This is a genomic window from Tenacibaculum sp. E3R01 (assembly GCF_003318185.1).
Lineage (GTDB): Bacteria > Bacteroidota > Bacteroidia > Flavobacteriales > Flavobacteriaceae > Polaribacter > Polaribacter halocynthiae.
Genome location: NZ_QOCC01000019.1, coordinates 236,412 through 253,325 on the forward strand (window position 1 = coordinate 236,412; position 16,914 = coordinate 253,325).

General features: G+C 28.8%; 16 protein-coding genes. 2 read left to right on the top strand and 14 right to left on the bottom strand.

Features of this window, described 5'->3' with window-relative positions; all coding sequences use genetic code 11:
* Positions 1–7: 7 nt before the first annotated feature.
* The 7 genes from DS884_RS06235 to DS884_RS06265 form a co-directional block, all read right to left on the bottom strand.
* On the bottom strand, positions 8–1,063 hold the full coding sequence (locus DS884_RS06235) for an NAD(P)/FAD-dependent oxidoreductase (RefSeq protein ID WP_093869685.1): 1,056 nt from the start codon (positions 1,061–1,063) through the stop codon (positions 8–10).
* A gap of 131 nt (positions 1,064–1,194) precedes the next feature.
* Entirely contained in the window at positions 1,195–1,431 is a 237-nt protein-coding gene (locus tag DS884_RS06240) for a NifU family protein (RefSeq protein ID WP_093869684.1), read from the bottom strand.
* Positions 1,432–1,437: 6 nt separating this feature from the next.
* Complete coding sequence (locus DS884_RS06245) at positions 1,438–2,568, bottom strand: Mrp/NBP35 family ATP-binding protein (protein ID WP_093869683.1); 1,131 nt, start codon at positions 2,566–2,568, stop codon at positions 1,438–1,440.
* A 156-nt stretch (positions 2,569–2,724) separates the two neighbouring features.
* On the bottom strand, positions 2,725–3,060 hold the full coding sequence (locus DS884_RS06250; protein WP_093869682.1) for an MGMT family protein: 336 nt from the start codon (positions 3,058–3,060) through the stop codon (positions 2,725–2,727).
* Between the two features lie 3 nt (positions 3,061–3,063).
* Entirely contained in the window at positions 3,064–3,675 is a 612-nt protein-coding gene (locus tag DS884_RS06255) for a LysE family transporter (RefSeq protein WP_093869681.1), read from the bottom strand.
* 13 nt (positions 3,676–3,688) lie between these two features.
* Positions 3,689–4,360 (bottom strand): tRNA (guanosine(46)-N7)-methyltransferase TrmB, encoded by a 672-nt coding sequence (gene trmB / locus DS884_RS06260; protein WP_093869680.1) that lies wholly within the window; start codon positions 4,358–4,360, stop codon positions 3,689–3,691.
* Between the two features lie 12 nt (positions 4,361–4,372).
* Positions 4,373–4,591 carry a DUF6341 family protein gene (locus DS884_RS06265; RefSeq protein WP_113786155.1) on the bottom strand — a complete coding sequence of 73 codons (219 nt, stop codon included), beginning with the start codon at positions 4,589–4,591 and terminating at the stop codon, positions 4,373–4,375.
* 42 nt (positions 4,592–4,633) lie between these two features.
* Between DS884_RS06265 and DS884_RS06270 the strand changes: the two genes are divergently transcribed.
* On the top strand, positions 4,634–5,539 hold the full coding sequence (locus DS884_RS06270; RefSeq protein ID WP_113786156.1) for a DUF6427 family protein: 906 nt from the start codon (positions 4,634–4,636) through the stop codon (positions 5,537–5,539).
* Positions 5,540–5,541: 2 nt separating this feature from the next.
* Here DS884_RS06270 and upp read toward each other — a convergent pair whose 3' ends face one another.
* The 5 genes from upp to DS884_RS06295 all read right to left on the bottom strand — a co-directional run bounded on the left by upp (position 5,542) and on the right by DS884_RS06295 (position 11,388).
* Entirely contained in the window at positions 5,542–6,195 is a 654-nt protein-coding gene (gene upp / locus DS884_RS06275; RefSeq protein ID WP_113786157.1) for a uracil phosphoribosyltransferase, read from the bottom strand.
* Between the two features lie 83 nt (positions 6,196–6,278).
* The gene (locus DS884_RS06280) at positions 6,279–6,827 is read right to left on the bottom strand and encodes a hypothetical protein (protein ID WP_113786523.1); all 549 of its coding nucleotides are present in this window, start codon (positions 6,825–6,827) and stop codon (positions 6,279–6,281) included.
* Positions 6,828–6,901: 74 nt separating this feature from the next.
* A complete protein-coding gene (locus DS884_RS06285; RefSeq protein WP_113786158.1) occupies positions 6,902–9,277 on the bottom strand; it encodes a TonB-dependent receptor domain-containing protein in 2,376 nt (791 codons plus the stop codon).
* A gap of 140 nt (positions 9,278–9,417) precedes the next feature.
* Positions 9,418–10,545 (bottom strand): helix-turn-helix domain-containing protein, encoded by a 1,128-nt coding sequence (locus DS884_RS06290; RefSeq protein WP_093869675.1) that lies wholly within the window; start codon positions 10,543–10,545, stop codon positions 9,418–9,420.
* Between the two features lie 69 nt (positions 10,546–10,614).
* Positions 10,615–11,388 (bottom strand): alpha/beta fold hydrolase, encoded by a 774-nt coding sequence (locus DS884_RS06295; RefSeq protein ID WP_113786159.1) that lies wholly within the window; start codon positions 11,386–11,388, stop codon positions 10,615–10,617.
* A gap of 65 nt (positions 11,389–11,453) precedes the next feature.
* Here DS884_RS06295 and brnQ point away from each other — a divergent pair, with 65 nt between their 5' ends.
* Positions 11,454–12,746: a branched-chain amino acid transport system II carrier protein gene (gene brnQ / locus DS884_RS06300; RefSeq protein WP_113786160.1), complete on the top strand. Its 1,293-nt coding sequence runs from the start codon at positions 11,454–11,456 to the stop codon at positions 12,744–12,746.
* Positions 12,747–12,821: 75 nt separating this feature from the next.
* Here brnQ and DS884_RS06305 read toward each other — a convergent pair whose 3' ends face one another.
* Together DS884_RS06305 and DS884_RS06310 are read right to left on the bottom strand one after the other, a co-directional pair.
* On the bottom strand, positions 12,822–13,322 hold the full coding sequence (locus DS884_RS06305) for a DUF3575 domain-containing protein (protein ID WP_093869672.1): 501 nt from the start codon (positions 13,320–13,322) through the stop codon (positions 12,822–12,824).
* Between the two features lie 62 nt (positions 13,323–13,384).
* Positions 13,385–16,738, bottom strand: a complete 3,354-nt coding sequence (locus DS884_RS06310; RefSeq protein WP_233487120.1) for a hypothetical protein — start codon at positions 16,736–16,738, stop codon at positions 13,385–13,387.
* Positions 16,739–16,914: the final 176 nt, after the last annotated feature.

Genomic DNA, 16,914 nt, shown 5'->3' on the forward strand with positions numbered 1-16,914 from the left:
AATTGAGTTACTCAATTTTTTTAACTACAGCTTTAGGCGCCTCTTTTCTGGTTCCATCAAAACCATCAACACCACCTACAGTAGTATATTTCATTACATATTTTTTATCTGGGAAAATTCTTTTATAAGCGCTTTGGCACATCAATGTTGCTTCATGAAACCCGCATAAAATTAACTTTAATTTACCAGGATATGTATTAACATCACCAATTGCGTATATACCAGGAATATTAGTTTGATAATCTAATGCATTGTTTACTTTTATGGCATTTTTTTCAATTTCTAACCCCCAATCAGCAATAGGACCTAATTTTGGAGATAAACCAAACAATGGAATGAAATGATCCGTAGGTAAAGTAAATGCTTCTTTATCTTTTTGTTCAACTATAACACCTTCTACCGTATCAGTACCAACGATTCCTTTTACTTCAGCTGGTGTTATTAACATTAACTTTCCAGCATCTTTTAACTCTTGTACTTTGTCAACAGAATCTAATGCTCCACGGAATTCATTTCTTCTATGAATTAAAGTTACAGATTTAGCTATATCAGTTAAGAATATTGACCAATCTAAAGCAGAATCGCCACCTCCAGCAATTACTACGTTTTTATCACGATACAACTCAGGTTCCTTAATAATGTATTCAACTCCCTTATCTTCAAAATCAACTATATTTGGAATAGGTGGTTTACGTGGTTCAAAACTTCCTAACCCACCTGCAATAGCAACTATTGGTGCTTGATGTTTAGTTCCTTTATTTGTAGTAACAATAAAGCTTCCATCATCTTGTTTTTCAATAGTATCTGCTCTTTCTCCTAAAGTAAACCCTGGCTCAAATTGTTTAATTTGCTCCATTAATTTATCTGTTAGATCACCTGCTAATATTTCTGGGTAAGCTGGAATATCATAAATTGGCTTTTTAGGATATATCTCTGAGCATTGACCACCTGGTTGTGCTAAAGCATCAATTAAGTGACATCTAAGTTTTAGTAGCCCTGCTTCAAAAACCGTAAATAATCCTGTTGGTCCTGCACCTATAATTAATATGTCTGTTTGTATCATTTCTTTTACAAAAATATTCTTTTTTTATACTGAGATTCCTGTCTTAAAATATAAAGACAGGAATATTTTTTAAATAATTAAATGTTCAAATTTACAGTGTAAACTTAAATTAAAAACTGATTTATATCAGCCTATGCTACATTAATCACCTCTTTAATTTCTGGTGCATATTTTTTAATAGTAGCTTCAACTCCATTTTTCAAGGTCATTTGATTTACTGAACATCCACTACAAGCACCTTCTAATTGAACTTTAACTGTATTTTCTTCAATAGATAACAACTTAATATTTCCTCCATCACTTACTAAAAAAGGACGAATTTCTTCTAAAGCTTTCTCTACGTTATTTCTTGTTTCTGTTGCTGCCATAACTACTTATTTTGTACTACAACCACTCATTGTTGTTATTCTAACAACTTCTGTTGGTGGTAAATTTGCATTTCTTTTTAATAATTGTGAAACCATTTCTTTTGTAGCATTTGTAAACGCTTCTGCTAATGGTGTATTTTCTTGTAACGCTACGGGATGACCCACATCACCTGCTTCACGAATACTTTGCACTAAAGGTATCTCTCCTAAAAAGCTTGTATCTATATCTTCTGCTAAATTTTTAGCTCCTCCTTGACCAAAAATATAATATTTATTATCAGGTAATTCCGCTGGTGTAAAATACGCCATGTTTTCAACAATTCCTAATACTGGTACATTGATGCTTTCTTGTTTAAACATTGCTACTCCTTTTTTAGCATCAGCTAAAGCAATGTTTTGTGGAGTACTAACTACAACTGCTCCATTAATTGGCACAGCTTGAACTATTGATAAATGTACGTCTCCTGTTCCTGGAGGTAAATCAATTAATAAAAAATCTAGCTCTCCCCAATCTGCATCAAATATTAATTGATTTAATGCTTTTGAAGCCATTGGGCCTCTCCAAATAACTGCTTGATTAGGGTCTGTAAAAAAACCTAAAGACAATAACTTTACTCCATAATTCTCAACTGGCTTCATTTTTGAACGCCCTTTAACATTTACAGCTAATGGTTTTTCTTGGGCTACATCAAACATTAAATGTTGTGAAGGCCCATACACATCGGCATCTAAAACACCAACTTTAAATCCCATTTTTGCTAATGAAACTGCCATGTTAGAAGTTATTGTAGACTTCCCTACACCTCCTTTACCAGAAGCTATAGCTATTATATTTTGGATGTTTGGAATTTCTTTTCCTCTTATTTGATTTGGGTTTTCTTTAGGCGCTACCTCAACTTTAACGTTTACCTTAACGTCTATCTTTTGATCTACATGCTCATGAATTGCTTTCATGATTTCAACTTCAATTTTCTTCTTTGCTTGTAAAGATGGATTATTGATTGTAACATCTACTATTACCTCTTCACCAAAAGTTACAACATTCGTTACATTTTCGTTTTCTACTAAACTTTTACCTTCTCCTGGAGCAGTTATTGTTTCTAACGCTTTGTATATATCTTGTTTTTTAAAACTCATTTTGTCATTAACTTTATACAACTAGCTTTAAACAGGTTGTTTATATCTATTTTATCTCAGCTACAAAGATACGTTTTAGCCCTTAGAAAATAAAGCCTTTAAATTAGGAATATTTATAAGGCAATAAGTAGTATTTATATAGCTTATCATCTTATTTTAACTCAATTCTTCTAAAGGATTCCAAAACACATTTTTAAAATTTTGAATTTGGTTATCAACAACTTCAATCCCTTCGCTTTCTAACAATTGCTGCATTAAATTTGTTCCATCAAAATGATGTTTTCCAGTAAGAAGTCCTTTTCTATTCACTACTCTATGTGCTGGAACTTCTTCTTTTTGATTACTTGAGTTATTCATAGCCCACCCAACCATTCTTGCAGATTTGGCCGCTCCTAAGTAGGTAGCAATTGCACCATAACTTGTTACTTTACCATAAGGAATTAAACGTGCTACATCATACACTCTTTCAAAAAAATTATCTGATTTGCTCATGCTTTAAAAATACGATATTAAAAAAGAGTACAAAGCAACTAAGCTCATTACAATTCCAATAAAAACATTGAAATATTTTGTTACCCTTAACAAATTGTTTTCAAACTTATTAACCAAAAAAACATAACTTGATAGTACCAAAAACACTCCTAATACAGAGCCTAATCCAAAAAAAATAGTTGAACTTGTCGTTTTCATTAGCCAACCATACATTAAAAAAAATTTGTACTCTACAATAAAAAAAGGAATGGCAAACATATTTATTAAAGACAGTACCATTCCTAAAGAAAAGCTATTTTCAATATATACTCTATTTTCTGATGTTTTTTTGGTAAGTCCTTTTTTAATAAAAACTATTGAAAGTATAAAAAAAACTATTGCAGCAATCTTTTTAAGATAAGCAATTAGTTCAGGGTATTTATTCAAAAAAGACATTAATGAAATTGAAACAAATAATTGAAGAACTACAATTAATAAAACTCCTAAAATAAACTTATGAGCTTCATTTTTACTTTTCTCTAACCTTATCTTGCTTGCTGTAATATTTAACATGCTCGGAGACATGTAACCAATGTAAGATGTTACAAAACCAAGAACCAAGTTAGACAAAATCATTTTTTAGGTGTTTTTAATATTTCACCCTAAATTTGACGTATGTTATTGGTTTTCCTTTCTCCAAATATTGTTTTTCGTAAAAAGTTTGAGTACCCGTTACTTCCTCTGGCGAGTAATAATCTTTATATACATCATGATTAGCATGCAATATTTCATGCCCTTCACCATGCAATAAACCTAATGTATAACCATGCATAAATTCACTATCAGTTTTTAAATTAATAGTTCCTTCAGGCTTTAATATATGGTTATACTTCTTTAAAAATTCAGAATTTGTTAAACGATGTTTTGTTCGTTTATATTTTATTTGTGGGTCTGGAAAAGTTATCCATATTTCATCAACTTCATTTTCTGCAAAAATAAAATTAATTAATTCTATTTGTGTTCTAATAAAAGCAACATTTTTCATGTTGTTTTCAATAGCAGTTTTTGCACCTCTCCAAAATCGAGCTCCTTTAATATCAATTCCAATAAAATTTTTATCTGGATTTTTTTCAGCTAGTGCTATTGTATATTCACCTTTACCACATCCTAATTCTAAAACGATAGGATTTTCATTCTCAAAAAAGCTTTTCCACTTCCCTTTGTGCTGAAAGTTGTCTATTACTTCTTCTCTTGTAGGTTGAATAACGTTAGGAAACGTATCATTTTCTTTGAAACGTTTTAATTTGTTTTTACTTCCCAATGTATGTAGAAATTAAGCTTTGTCTTCTATTCCTTCATTTTTGAAACGTAAAGATTCTTTCATCCAATACGCTAATAAAACGATAAGAACTAACAAAAACACCCAGTTTATAAGGTTAGAAGTCCACCAACCAGCATCTGATTTTGCCACTTCTAAGCGTAACCACTTAAATGGTATTAATATGAATTCAAAAAAATCTCCTATTAATCTAAAAATATTTAAACCTAACATAACTTGATTATCTTTACGTTTGCAAAAATATAAAAAGAATCGATGTTAGCCAATTTTTTCAGCAAATCTAAGCCTGTAAATTTTATAGTGCTTTTTCTACTGTTTTTGAGTTACTATTTTGTAACCTTATTTTCGAAAAATATTACGCTTTTTTCTATTGGTAAAGAACTTTTTTTATTTATCGTGCTTTTTTCTATTTACATTTTTATAATCACTAAAAATGAAGTAACATTCGATAATTCTTATGCCTTTCTTTTTTATACTATTTTAATAGGTTTTTTCATCAAAAATATTGCAGTAGGTTCTGTTTTTTATGCCAACTTAACCATTTTACTTTTTCTTAGAAAAGTATACAGCTTACAATCTTCTAAAAACATTTTTCATAAACTTTTTGACGGAGGGCTATGGTTAGGTATTTCTTTTATAATTGAGCCATTTACAATCTTTTTTGCTTTATTACTTTATGCATCAACATACTTACATCAACGCTTTACTTATCAAACATTATTAACTCCTGTTTTAGGATTTATCTCTCCTGTTTTTTTATATTTCACCTATTGTTTTTGGTATAATGTTTTAGAAAACTTTTTTCTACTTTTTTCTTGGAAGGCTCCTTCTGACTTTAGCTTATATTTAGAAAACGATTATTTATTTTCTATTGTTTTTATTGGTTTTTTTACATTATTCGCCATATTATTAAAAACTCCAAAAGCTTTGGCTGTTCTTAATCGTTTTAGAAAAAATTGGATCTTAGTTTTATTTCATCTTATTGTTTCTGGAGCTGTATTTGTTTTAATACCAAACAAATCAGGTATTGAATTTTTATTTTTATTATTTCCTACATCAGTTATTTTAGCTAATGGACTAGAAATATTTCAAAAAAAATGGTTTGCTGATGTTTTCATTATAGTATTTGTAATTGCTTCAATTACTGTGTTTTTTCTATAACTTTACATTTTAACTCCAAATGCTAAATCGCCAGCATCACCTAAACCAGGTACTATGTAGCCTTTTTCATTTAAATTTTCATCAATAGCTGCTATCCATAAATCTGTATTATCAGGAAAATACTTTTTTATATAATCAACTCCATCAGATGACCCAATAACTGATACAATATGTATTTTTTTAGGACTTCCATATTTTTTAATAGCTTCATGAACTGCTACTAAAGATTTACCAGTTGCCAGCATTGGATCAATTAACAATAATGTTTTATCGTTTATAGATGGCGAAGCAAAATACTCTACCACAATTTCAAATGCTTCATCATTATTTGGATGATGCCTATAAGCAGAAATAAAAGCATTTTCTGCATCATCAAAATAATTTAACAAGCCGTTATGAAGAGGTAATCCTGCTCTTAAAATTGAACACAATACCACATCATTTACTGGAATCTCTTTTTTCTTTTCACCAAGCGGTGTTGTTGTTGTTATTGAAGAAAAGTCTAATTTTTTACTTAACTCATATCCTAATATTTCTCCTATTCTTTCAATATTTCTTCTAAAACGCATTGCATCTTTTTGAACTGAAACATCTCTTATTTCTGATAAGAACTTGTTTAAAATAGAATTTTCTTGAGATATGTGGTGTATTTTCATAAAAAACAGATTTAACGCTAAAATACAAAAAAGAAAGCTTTACTATTAACTAGTAAAGCTATTAAAACATATCGTATTTTCTTTTAAAATCTATACCCTACTCTAAAGCCTAAGTCTACTCCAGTTCCTCCTTCATTGAAATCAAAATCATAAACATATCCTACTCCAACAGAAAATTCATATTCAAAATTTTTAGCAAAACTTCTCCTTAATCCCCATTTTGGAATCACTGTAATATGATTATGTACATAACTATTGTAATTTGAAATTGTAAATAAATTAGGGTTATAACTTGTTTTTAAACTAAAATAGTTACCGTTATTATTTGCTATTTTTTTATTAAGTTTTGTTCTTCTATTTAAATTATAATAATATCTAGGTTCTACAGAAATTGTAGGAAATAAAATATAACCTGTTTTTGGATAAGAAGTTCCTCCCCAAATGCCCATATTTAATCCTAACTCTGTTCTTAAACTTATAGTATTTGATAGTCTCGCTTCATTGTAGCCCCAAATTCCAAATAAACCTGCTTGAACGCCAAATATTGACTTTTCTACAGAAACTTCTTTCTCTTGAGCAAAAGATGAGACACTTAACACAATAGCAATTAAAAATAATAATTTGTTTTTCATAATAGTAGTAATTTGTAGTTTTAAACAGCCTGTGATTAAACAATAACTATACCATAAAAAATTAAAAAACATATTTATTGAGTTCTATTTTTCTCATCTTCATTACCAAAATCTCTCTTATTTTCTTTTACTTTTCTATTTCCAAAATCATACGATAATCCCAGTTGAATACTCCTTGAACTTGGATTATTAAAATATGTTTGTTTTATCCCATTTACAATAGATTCATAATTGTTTAAACTAGCAGTATTTAAAATATCATTTGCAAAAATTGACATTTTTATATTACTCTTCTTAAAGTTATGTTGTAAACCAAAAGACAAGTTATACATACTGCCAACACTATATAAACCAGTGCTAACTTTTGAATTATACCAAGAGTTAACTTGTAATTTTGTGTTTTCGGAAAGTAAAAATGTATTATTTGATGAAACACGTACTCCAAATCCATTTTTAGGTTGTGAACCGACTTCTTTAGTAAAAGTAGTTTTATATCCTATAAAAGTTATATCATTTTGACTTTCCCACCAAGATATTTTATTATATGAAAAACTTTCTGTGAAACCATAATTATATTGATTATAATAATTCTGCCTTGTTACTATTTGAGTTTGGTTAACTTCATTTGAAGTAAAAACAGTACCTCTTCCTTCATTTGTGCTATTAAAAAAAACACTAGAAATTAAATTTCTCTTATATGAATGTGTTAACTCAAAACTATCTGTAAAAGAAGGTTTTAAAAAAGGATTTCCTTCGCTATAACTATTATCACTAACATATACTCTAAATGGATTCAAATTACCAAAAGAAGGTCTACTTATTCTTTTACCATAAGAAAAATTAAAGTTATTAAAGTCATCCTTTGAATATGAAATGTAAAGAGTAGGAAATAATTTAGTGTAGTTATTATTATTTATCTGATTAATTGTCAAGTTCATTCCTTCCGTTATTGTATTTTCTATTCTTAAACCAAATTGTAACTCTAACTTATCATTTAATTTAGTGTTTCCTGATATGTAACCTGCATAGTTATTCTCATTATATTTAAATTCATTAGAAATATTTTTATCTAACACAGGAACTCCAGTAATAGTATTAAAAAACAAAGCATTACTAGCAGAACTAACAAAACTAGCTTTTACTCCGAATGACAAGTTCACTTTGTTTAAAGGGTATTCTACATCTATTTTTGAACTAACGTTTTTAATTTCTTGAGTTGATAAATTTAATCCTGCTGAATTTATCCCTATAAATGAATTATTACCATCAAAAGTTTCTGTAATAAAATCACGTTTTTTATCAGAAACATATTCAAAATAATCAACATCAAAAGATATATTTTTCTTAGAGTTCTCAAACTTTTTTATTCCATGAAAATTAAAACTGTTATTTGTATTATTAATATCAAAATCACCTTTATTTACCAATCTCTTTTCTAATTGATTATTTGAATTATAAATACTCGATGTGGTAGTTGGTAAGTAATCAGGCTGGCCAAAATTACCTAAATACTGTACTCCCAAAGTAAATGTTTTTGACACTTCATAATCAACTAAAAAACGCCCAGAAACATTATCTTTTTTTGACTTATTATCAACTTCCATGTTCCAGAAATTTGATGGATATGCAATTTGCAAATTTTCAAAGTTTAGAAAACTTCCTTTGGTAACATTTATACTAGCCGTCAATGAAATCTTATTTTCATTTAAAAAAAAGCTATTTCTAAGACTAGCATAATTATACTTATTCTGATTATACGTTAAACTAGTAGTGTTTTTCCAAGAGTTTTGTACTCCTTTTTTTAAGATAATATTAATTAAGCCTCCATTTCCTGCTGCTTCATACTTTGCTGGCGGATTAGTAATAACTTCAATACTCTTTATCTCATTAGCTCCTAACCCACTTAAAAAATCAATTAACTCTTCTCCTCTCAAAGGTGAAATTCGTCCATTTATCATTATTCTAGAAGCACCTTTTCCTATAATTTCTATAGCCCCATTCTGAACTTGTACTCTTGGTGAAACTTTTAAAATATCAACACCATTTCCAGTAGAAGCTATAATACTCTTTTCTACATTAAAAACTAACCTATCTACTTTTCTTTGAATTACTCTTTTTTTTGTTTTTACAACAACCTCATCTAATGTTTCAGCATCTTCATTTAAAGTAATTGTTCCTAAGTTTAAATTTTTAGAAACAATCAATTGTTTACTCCAGCTTTCATAGCCCAAAAAAGAAATAAGAATTGTATAAGTTCCTTCTTTTACTTTAACACTAAACTTTCCATTATCATCAGTTGTAGCTCCAACTATTATTTTATTTGTACTATTTTTTATAATAACATCAGCAAATGCAATATTTTCTGTAGTATCTTTTACAGTACCTACAATTGTTTGAGAAAATGTACTTATTGATACAAATACTAAAAAAGTTAAAATTAAGCGTCTCATTTTATTTTGTTTTTATTTCGATGAGACAAAAGTGCACAAGTGTATAAACCTATACGACCGAAAACACAAAGCCGAACTGATTTACACTAAAAAAATCAGTTCGACTATTTTTTAAAAACGTTCGACTTTACGTTAAACCTTTAATTTACAGAAGATTTCCTGTATTGAGTTGGTGTTAATCCTGTATGTTTTTTAAATGCGGTATTAAAAGATGATTTTGAATTAAAACCAACTTCATATAAAATTTCAAGCACAGTTTGTTTGCTTTTCGAAGTATCTTTTAAAATATGTTTTGCTTTTTCTATACGATATTCATTTACAAAATCGAAAAAGTGTTGTTTTAAATCTTGGTTTATTAATACCGATAATTCTCGCATAGGTATTTTTAATTGCTCGGCAAGATTTCTAATAGTTAGTGAAGGATTTAAATAAGGTTTTTCTTCATTCATATAATCTTTCAATAGCTTAATTTGTTGATTATTTTTAGCTTCTCCACCTACATTACCTTTCATTTCTTTTGATGTATTTAAGTTTACATCAACTCCTCTAAATAATTTAGGCGAATTTAACGCCTTAAACACTAACCAGAATATAAAAAACACTCCAAAAAGTAGGGTCACTATTCTAAGTACATCGGTAGTTTCTGAAGAATAAAATCCCCTAGAAACGTTTTTAATAACTGTGATAATTTGTCCAATGGTTAATAAAACTAATAATTGCTTAAGCCAATTGTAATTTTTAAAAGCATTTTTATCTGTATAATTTTCTAATAATAATTTTCGATATCTAATCACATAATATATTTCAGAAAACAGATAAGCTAGAGAAACTAAATATCCAAAAACATTTAAAAATTTTCCTTCCGGTTTTTCATCATAACTATTAAAAAAATCTAGCTTAGTAGCATTATCTGCTAAAAAAAAGTTTGGCATTAAAACTATTATACCTAATAACCAAGGAACAGCATAAATTAAATGTATTTTTTTTAACTTGAAATTTGAATAAATAATTGATAAAATATATAGAAAAAGTAATGGGTCTTTAAAACTCGAAATCTTTATTCGTAACATTTCTATTGCTAATGGCAGCTCTATAAAGTTTGAATAAAAAAACGCACTGATATCAATTGCTGTAACTACTAAAAAAGCAGCCAAAAGATAATTACTTGTTTTTTTTTCGGTTTTAACTGTAAATAAGAAAACAGAAAAAAACAGAAAAAGTAATACTATAATAACACCTAAAACACTTATAATTGATGAATTATCCATGATTCAATTTACTTTTCTATATTTTAAAAACATTCAATTCAAATATAGCTCTTATTCTTTTTTATAAAATCAACTTCTTATAAATTCTAATAAAGTTTCAAGCAATTCTTTCTTATTCTCAATATGACTCATATGCCCATTAGCTAGTACCTTCAAATCTGTATTAGTTCTTATCGCTTCTCTTTTTATAGATTCGTAATTTAAAACAGGATCTTCTTTACCTGCAATAATTATTCTTTTTTGTATTTGTTCTAAAACTTCTTCACTATTTTTTCGTAATCGCATACCTTCATTAGAGGCCATATAACCTCTTACAGGAGTTTTTAGAGCCTCATTTAGCACTTTTTCTATTTCATTAGAAAAAAGTTCTTTTGATGTTGAAGCAAATAAATTATTTATCGCCATTTTAACCATCATATTAAAGTTTTTCCGAACTATTTTATTTGCCTTTTCGCGAATTTCTTTTCGTTCATCATCATCAGCTTGTGCTGTTGAGTTCATTAAACAGATTCCTTTAACATTCTTAAGGTATTTATTAGCAAAGACTAAAGAAACATATCCCCCCATAGAATGCCCTACAAAAATAGCTTTACGAATTCTCAAATGGGTTAACACTTGCTTTACTGCTTCGGCCATATCTTCCATAGTATGTACATACCCTAAACAATCTGATTTTCCATGCCCCAGTAAATCAATAGCTATAACACGATTTCTCTTTGAAATTTCTTCAACAAGTCCATTCCACATTGTTGAGTTTTCTAAAAAACCATGTAATAACACAACAGCACTACCTATACCCTTTTCCGTATAAAAAATATTTACTCCTTTATATACTACAATCATTTTTAACTTATCTTCGGCAAAGATAGCCTCATTGTAGCAATAGGCAGAAATAATTAGTACTCAAAATGAATAAAACAAAAGAAATTCTCGTTACAGGTTTTGCACTATTTTCACTTTTTTTTGGAGCAGGAAATTTATTATTACCTCCTCTTTTAGGTTATAATGCAGGTGATAATTGGTTTTGGGTAACCCTTGGTTTTATGATTACTGCTGTTGTAATTCCTATTCTTGGAATTTTAGCACATGCTAAGCTACAAGGTACTTTATATGACCTTGGAAAAAAAGTATCTCCTACTTTTAGCTTACTATACTGTGTAATTATTTATATTATTTCAATAGCTATTCCATCACCCAGAACAGCCTCTGCAACTCATGAAATTGCTATTCATCCTTTTTTTGGAACAAGCCCTTTGATAACTAGCTGTTGCTATTTTGCCTTAGTATTAATCTTTGTTTTAAATAGGTCAAAAGTTTTAAACCTAGTTGGTAAATACTTAACTCCTTTTATTGTACTTATTTTAGTGCTAGTTATTGGTATTGGATTGTTTTCTAGTGATATGATCATGAATCCTAGTATGTTCAAAACCCCTGTTGTTAGCGGTTTACTAGAAGGATATCAAACTTTTGATGCCATTGGAGCCGTAGTAGTTGGTGGTGTTGTTATAATTTCTTTAAATTTAAAAGGGTATAGCTCTTATACAGATAAAAAAGAATTAATTAAAAAAGCTGGATTCATTGCAGGAACTGGGCTTTTTATAATATACGCTGGTTTAATTTCGGTTGGTGCTTTTTATGGCTCTGAAATATTAGTTGACGGTACTCTAAGTAGCGATATGCAAAGAGCTAATTTATTGCGAGGAATTAGCATAGCAACACTAGGTAATATTGGCGCTGTATTTTTAAGTGTTTTGGTTGCTTTAGCTTGCTTTACTACTGCAGTTGCAATAATTACTGGTACTGCTGATTACTTTAAAGGACTATTTAAAAACTCACAAAAAGCATATGTGATTACTGCGGTAATTAGCTGTTTATTTGGGGTTTTAGTTGGACAATTAGATTTTCATTCTATTATTGTAATAGCTCTTCCTGTACTAATGTTTATTTATCCAATTACAATTGTATTAATTTTATTAAATATAGCTCCTAAAAAACTAGCCACTCCTATTGTTTTTAAAATTGTTGTTTTAATTACTTTTATTTTTAGCATTCCTGATTTTCTTCAGTTTATTATTGATAAAAAACAATTGGTAAGTATAACTAACTTAATTCCTTTTTCAAAACATCATTTAGGATGGGTTATCCCAGCTATTTTAAGTTTTATTGTAGTCAATCTTATAAAAAACATCAAAAGAAATTAATTAAAAACATGATCTTTTGTAAATAAAAAAAGTCCACGAATGTGGACTTTTTTTATTTATTACCTGATGATTTTCCTAGAATCTGTATCCAACATTAATACCAACTCTTGGAACTACTGAATAGGAATCAGAAGAAAACATGTTTCTCCCTAAACCTGCATAAGCACCTACTACTAAACCTCCGTTAGATACATATTTCGACCCTACTGCAACTCCTAAAGCTCCATCAGTATATTTTTTATATCCGATTGTTTTTCCTCCAGCTTCAATAGCTGTTTCTCCAGAGTTTATTCCTAAAAATATTTCTCCAAAATGATTCCAGTTACGATTCGTAGTAAAATAATGACGAAAGTATGGCGTAAACATTTCATTTTCATTATATCTAAAATCTGAACTCTTCTTTTCAAAATTAAACAACGCTGATATACCAACTGATGACTGTTCACTTAAATAGTATTCATACGACACTTCTAAAGTTTTCATTACTAAAGCATCTGCTATATCTACCTTTATTTCTTGCTGTGCATTTGCAAATGAGCTGATAAAAATTACAGCTGCTAAAATTACTTTCTTCATGTATAAATTTTTATTAATTAATATAATGTTGTTACTATGCAATTATAATACCACAAACTTACTTAAAAAATAGCTTTTAATTGTACAGTACCCGTATGTATTGCACTAGAATTCGTACTTTTTCTACCTAAATAAGATACTGATAAATTTAAAACAGATGTTAATTTTTGATTCAATTGCAAGTTCCAGGTATAGTTCCTACCAATCTGGAGTCCTTCTAACATTTGATACCCTACTGGTGAATTTGAATTTCCTGTAAAATCATTTAAAAACATAGCAGTATCTGCACTAATTTGATTCTTTTTTGAACTTATAAAAAAATAAGAAAGTCCTATTTTTTGCTGCTGTAACTTTTCAAAATTCAACATATTGTTTTCTTTATTCTTATAATGATAAGAAACTGAAAAACGATGATCTTTATTGTATAAAAATGTAAATTTAGGCTGTAATTCTTTTACTAAAATTTCATAATTTCTATTTGCTAAGTTTTCTGTTTTTAATTTATTTTCTCCTACAGATGCTTTTGTTTCAAACAACCAGAATTTTGTTAGTTTATGTTGAAATTCTAATTGATGAATAAATGAATTTCCTTCTTGATTTCCCACAGAAAACTGTTGTTTGTTTTGCGATTTACCAAATGTATAAGTCCAACTATAATTCTGAAGGTTTCTATTAAAGTAAAAGCTATTTCTAAAGTTAAAATTTAACCCTAATAACCCATCACCAGATGTATTGAAAGGATTCCAATTAAAACCACTTCCAGCTCGTAAACGTTCGTTATCAATAGTTACATACGTTTGATTATAAAAATGTGAAAGTGTTTTTTTAAATCCTTTTTTACTACCCCATTGTTTAGGGTTTAAAGTAATGGATTGTTTCCATTTTACACGTTGAGTAGCAAGAAATCGTATGTTAGGTAACGCTATTCGTAAATAAGTGGCTTGGTCTTGAAATTGCGCTATTTCAAACTCATTAAACTGTTGTTCTCCATCATTATTATAATCTATCCAAGTATAATATCCTTGCCCTGGTTCTGTTTTTACATAAATAAAATCCTGTCGCGCTATATTACCTGAAGATGTTTCATAAGCCGTTCCTAAAGTTAAAAGGTTTTTAAAAAATCGTTGATTATATAATATTCTAGAATTCAATGTTGTTTCATTATCAGCTAATCTATTTTCTGTAAACCTATAATTAGCATAGAGTGATAAATTTGTAGTTGTATTCTGTATTATTTTACTATTAATATAAAAAGTTTTACGGTTATTAATTTGTGTAAATGCGTTACTCTTTATACTATCATTCGTTCTATAATTCACACCAAATTTCGCAAATACTTTAGTACTATCACCAATTCCATAATATCCTTCATACTCCTTAAATTGATGACTTGTTATATCAAAATTATTAGTAGACGTTTCTTTCTTTTCATTAGTTTCAAAATTTACAAAACCTCCTAACCATGATTTCTCAAAACTATGTTCAACTTTTGATTGCCCCCTAAAAAAATTATCTTTTCTAGTATTTGTACTATTTTTTAACCAACTTCCATTCACCCATACACTAGTACTATCAAATTTCACCTTTGATTGAAGAGTATGCTTACTTCCTGAAAAGTTATTGCTAAACTTTAAATGATGAAATCCATAAGAAATAGTAGTTTTTTTATTTTTTTGAGCAGTTAAAACAGTTCCTATTTCATGTTGATCTCCTGTTGGACTGTCTAAATTCCAGTTTCTATTAAATTCTACCGCTTGAAATCGTTGTACTGTTTGAAAATTATTTTCAATAAACTTGTAGTTCACATCACTGGTAATTTTCCAGTCTTTATCTAACAATCGTTGATTCCATCCAATCTTAGTAGCTATTCTCTTATTTTTAGAATCGTCAATGTTTGAAAATAAATTCACATCATTATCACTAAACGCTAGTTCAGCTTGTATCGTTGTTTTATCTGAAGGTGAATACTTTGAGTTTACAACAGCTACTTGTAGTTTTGAAGGAGCTACTAACTGAACTACAGGATTATAACCTCCTTGGTTTTTACCTAGATATTTATAAATAGTTCCAATAGCAATGGTTTTATCAACAACATAATCTCCTTTACCAGCTCCTACATTTGAAAAAACCACCGAAAATACCTCATCATTCTCATTAGTGGTATATTCAAAAACCTCATTTCCACTGATTATTGTTTTTTTATATTGAATCCTATTAACAGAAAATTCATCTGCAAAAAAACTAGGCGCCATCATTTTAGTTATATCATTACCTGCATTCGCTAAAATTTGTTTTTGAGCATCTGTAAGCGCTTGTTGTATGGGTTGACTTTTGGCATCATTCTCATTATAAAAATAACCAGCTATTGAAAAGTTATCCTTTTTATATTGAGCTTTTTCATAGGTAATAAATCGTGTGTAATTTCTATCAGAATATTGAAATTCAACACGAACACGCATATCATTAGTTATAGGATAGGTTGTATTAAATCTAATTTCTGCTAAATTATAATCAATAGTATAGTCTTTATTTTCTCCTCTTTGCAACAACACCCCATTTACAAACACTTTATCACTCCCCGAAACTATAATAATACCCGATTCATTATTTGATCCGAAAATTTTATACGGCCCTTGATTCCCTTCAACACCAACAAAATTAAATGACGAAAACCTACCACGAACAATAGCTCCAGATGCTAAAACGTTAGTACTTTCACTTAAATTAGCTCCTACCTCAACTCCTGAAACCTGCTTGTTGAAATTCAAAAAGTAACTGTCTTTATTCTCTAAACTTACATCTCCTCCTTTAACTCGCCAGTTCTTACTGTATAATTCAACAAAAATTCGATCAAAATCAGTGATTTTTTGTGAATATCCATTTTGTTGCAACGGAATGTTAGTGTCGAAAATATTTGCTCTAATCCCTACTTTATCTGATAACTTCCCAGAAATTGTTAAATCTAACGATGAATTTGTTACTGCATTTTGGTTGTTCCCTCCAGTAACACCTCTGGTAATAAACCCTTGTGTAGTTAAACCATCAAAAAAACGAACATCCGAAGTTTTTTTATTCGTAGTTTCACTATATAATTTCCCTGTATTTTTAGTGTTTTCTACAATTAATCGCTTGTCAAAAGGAGAATACTCTTTTGTTATAAATTCTGGATATCGATAATATTCAACGGTTATTTCTGAATACTTTTCTTTATCAATAATCAGTTGAGACAACCCAAAATTAACTTTATAATTTGATGGATTTATAAGACTACCTTCTTTAGAAAGAAGTTTGAAGCTGGTTGGGTTAATACTTACACTATCAATTTGAATTGTATCTTTTTTTACTTGTATTTTTTTTAAACGAAATTCTTTTGGTTTTGTTTGTGCATACGCAACAACACCGATTAAAAAACACAAAACACAAAAGATTTTTTTGATCATACCTTAACAACGTAGCATCAGCAAAAATAGTTTAAAATTAGACATCGCCTTGCTTATTATATATCAACAATATTTATTAATTCATTTTTTCATATGCTTATACCTCCTATTAAACAACTTAAAAGGCTACAATTAAATTTAATCATAGCCTT

Coding starts and splice junctions, on each gene's coding strand:
- DS884_RS06235 (WP_093869685.1), bottom strand. CDS start 1,063: ATGATACAAACAGACATATTAATTATAGGTGCAGGACCAACAGGATTA.
- DS884_RS06240 (WP_093869684.1), bottom strand. CDS start 1,431: ATGGCAGCAACAGAAACAAGAAATAACGTAGAGAAAGCTTTAGAAGAA.
- DS884_RS06245 (WP_093869683.1), bottom strand. CDS start 2,568: ATGAGTTTTAAAAAACAAGATATATACAAAGCGTTAGAAACAATAACT.
- DS884_RS06250 (WP_093869682.1), bottom strand. CDS start 3,060: ATGAGCAAATCAGATAATTTTTTTGAAAGAGTGTATGATGTAGCACGT.
- DS884_RS06255 (WP_093869681.1), bottom strand. CDS start 3,675: ATGATTTTGTCTAACTTGGTTCTTGGTTTTGTAACATCTTACATTGGT.
- DS884_RS06265 (WP_113786155.1), bottom strand. CDS start 4,591: ATGTTAGGTTTAAATATTTTTAGATTAATAGGAGATTTTTTTGAATTC.
- DS884_RS06270 (WP_113786156.1), top strand. CDS start 4,634: ATGTTAGCCAATTTTTTCAGCAAATCTAAGCCTGTAAATTTTATAGTG.
- upp (WP_113786157.1), bottom strand. CDS start 6,195: ATGAAAATACACCACATATCTCAAGAAAATTCTATTTTAAACAAGTTC.
- DS884_RS06280 (WP_113786523.1), bottom strand. CDS start 6,827: ATGAAAAACAAATTATTATTTTTAATTGCTATTGTGTTAAGTGTCTCA.
- DS884_RS06285 (WP_113786158.1), bottom strand. CDS start 9,277: ATGAGACGCTTAATTTTAACTTTTTTAGTATTTGTATCAATAAGTACA.
- DS884_RS06290 (WP_093869675.1), bottom strand. CDS start 10,545: ATGGATAATTCATCAATTATAAGTGTTTTAGGTGTTATTATAGTATTA.
- DS884_RS06295 (WP_113786159.1), bottom strand. CDS start 11,388: ATGATTGTAGTATATAAAGGAGTAAATATTTTTTATACGGAAAAGGGT.
- brnQ (WP_113786160.1), top strand. CDS start 11,454: ATGAATAAAACAAAAGAAATTCTCGTTACAGGTTTTGCACTATTTTCA.
- DS884_RS06305 (WP_093869672.1), bottom strand. CDS start 13,322: ATGAAGAAAGTAATTTTAGCAGCTGTAATTTTTATCAGCTCATTTGCA.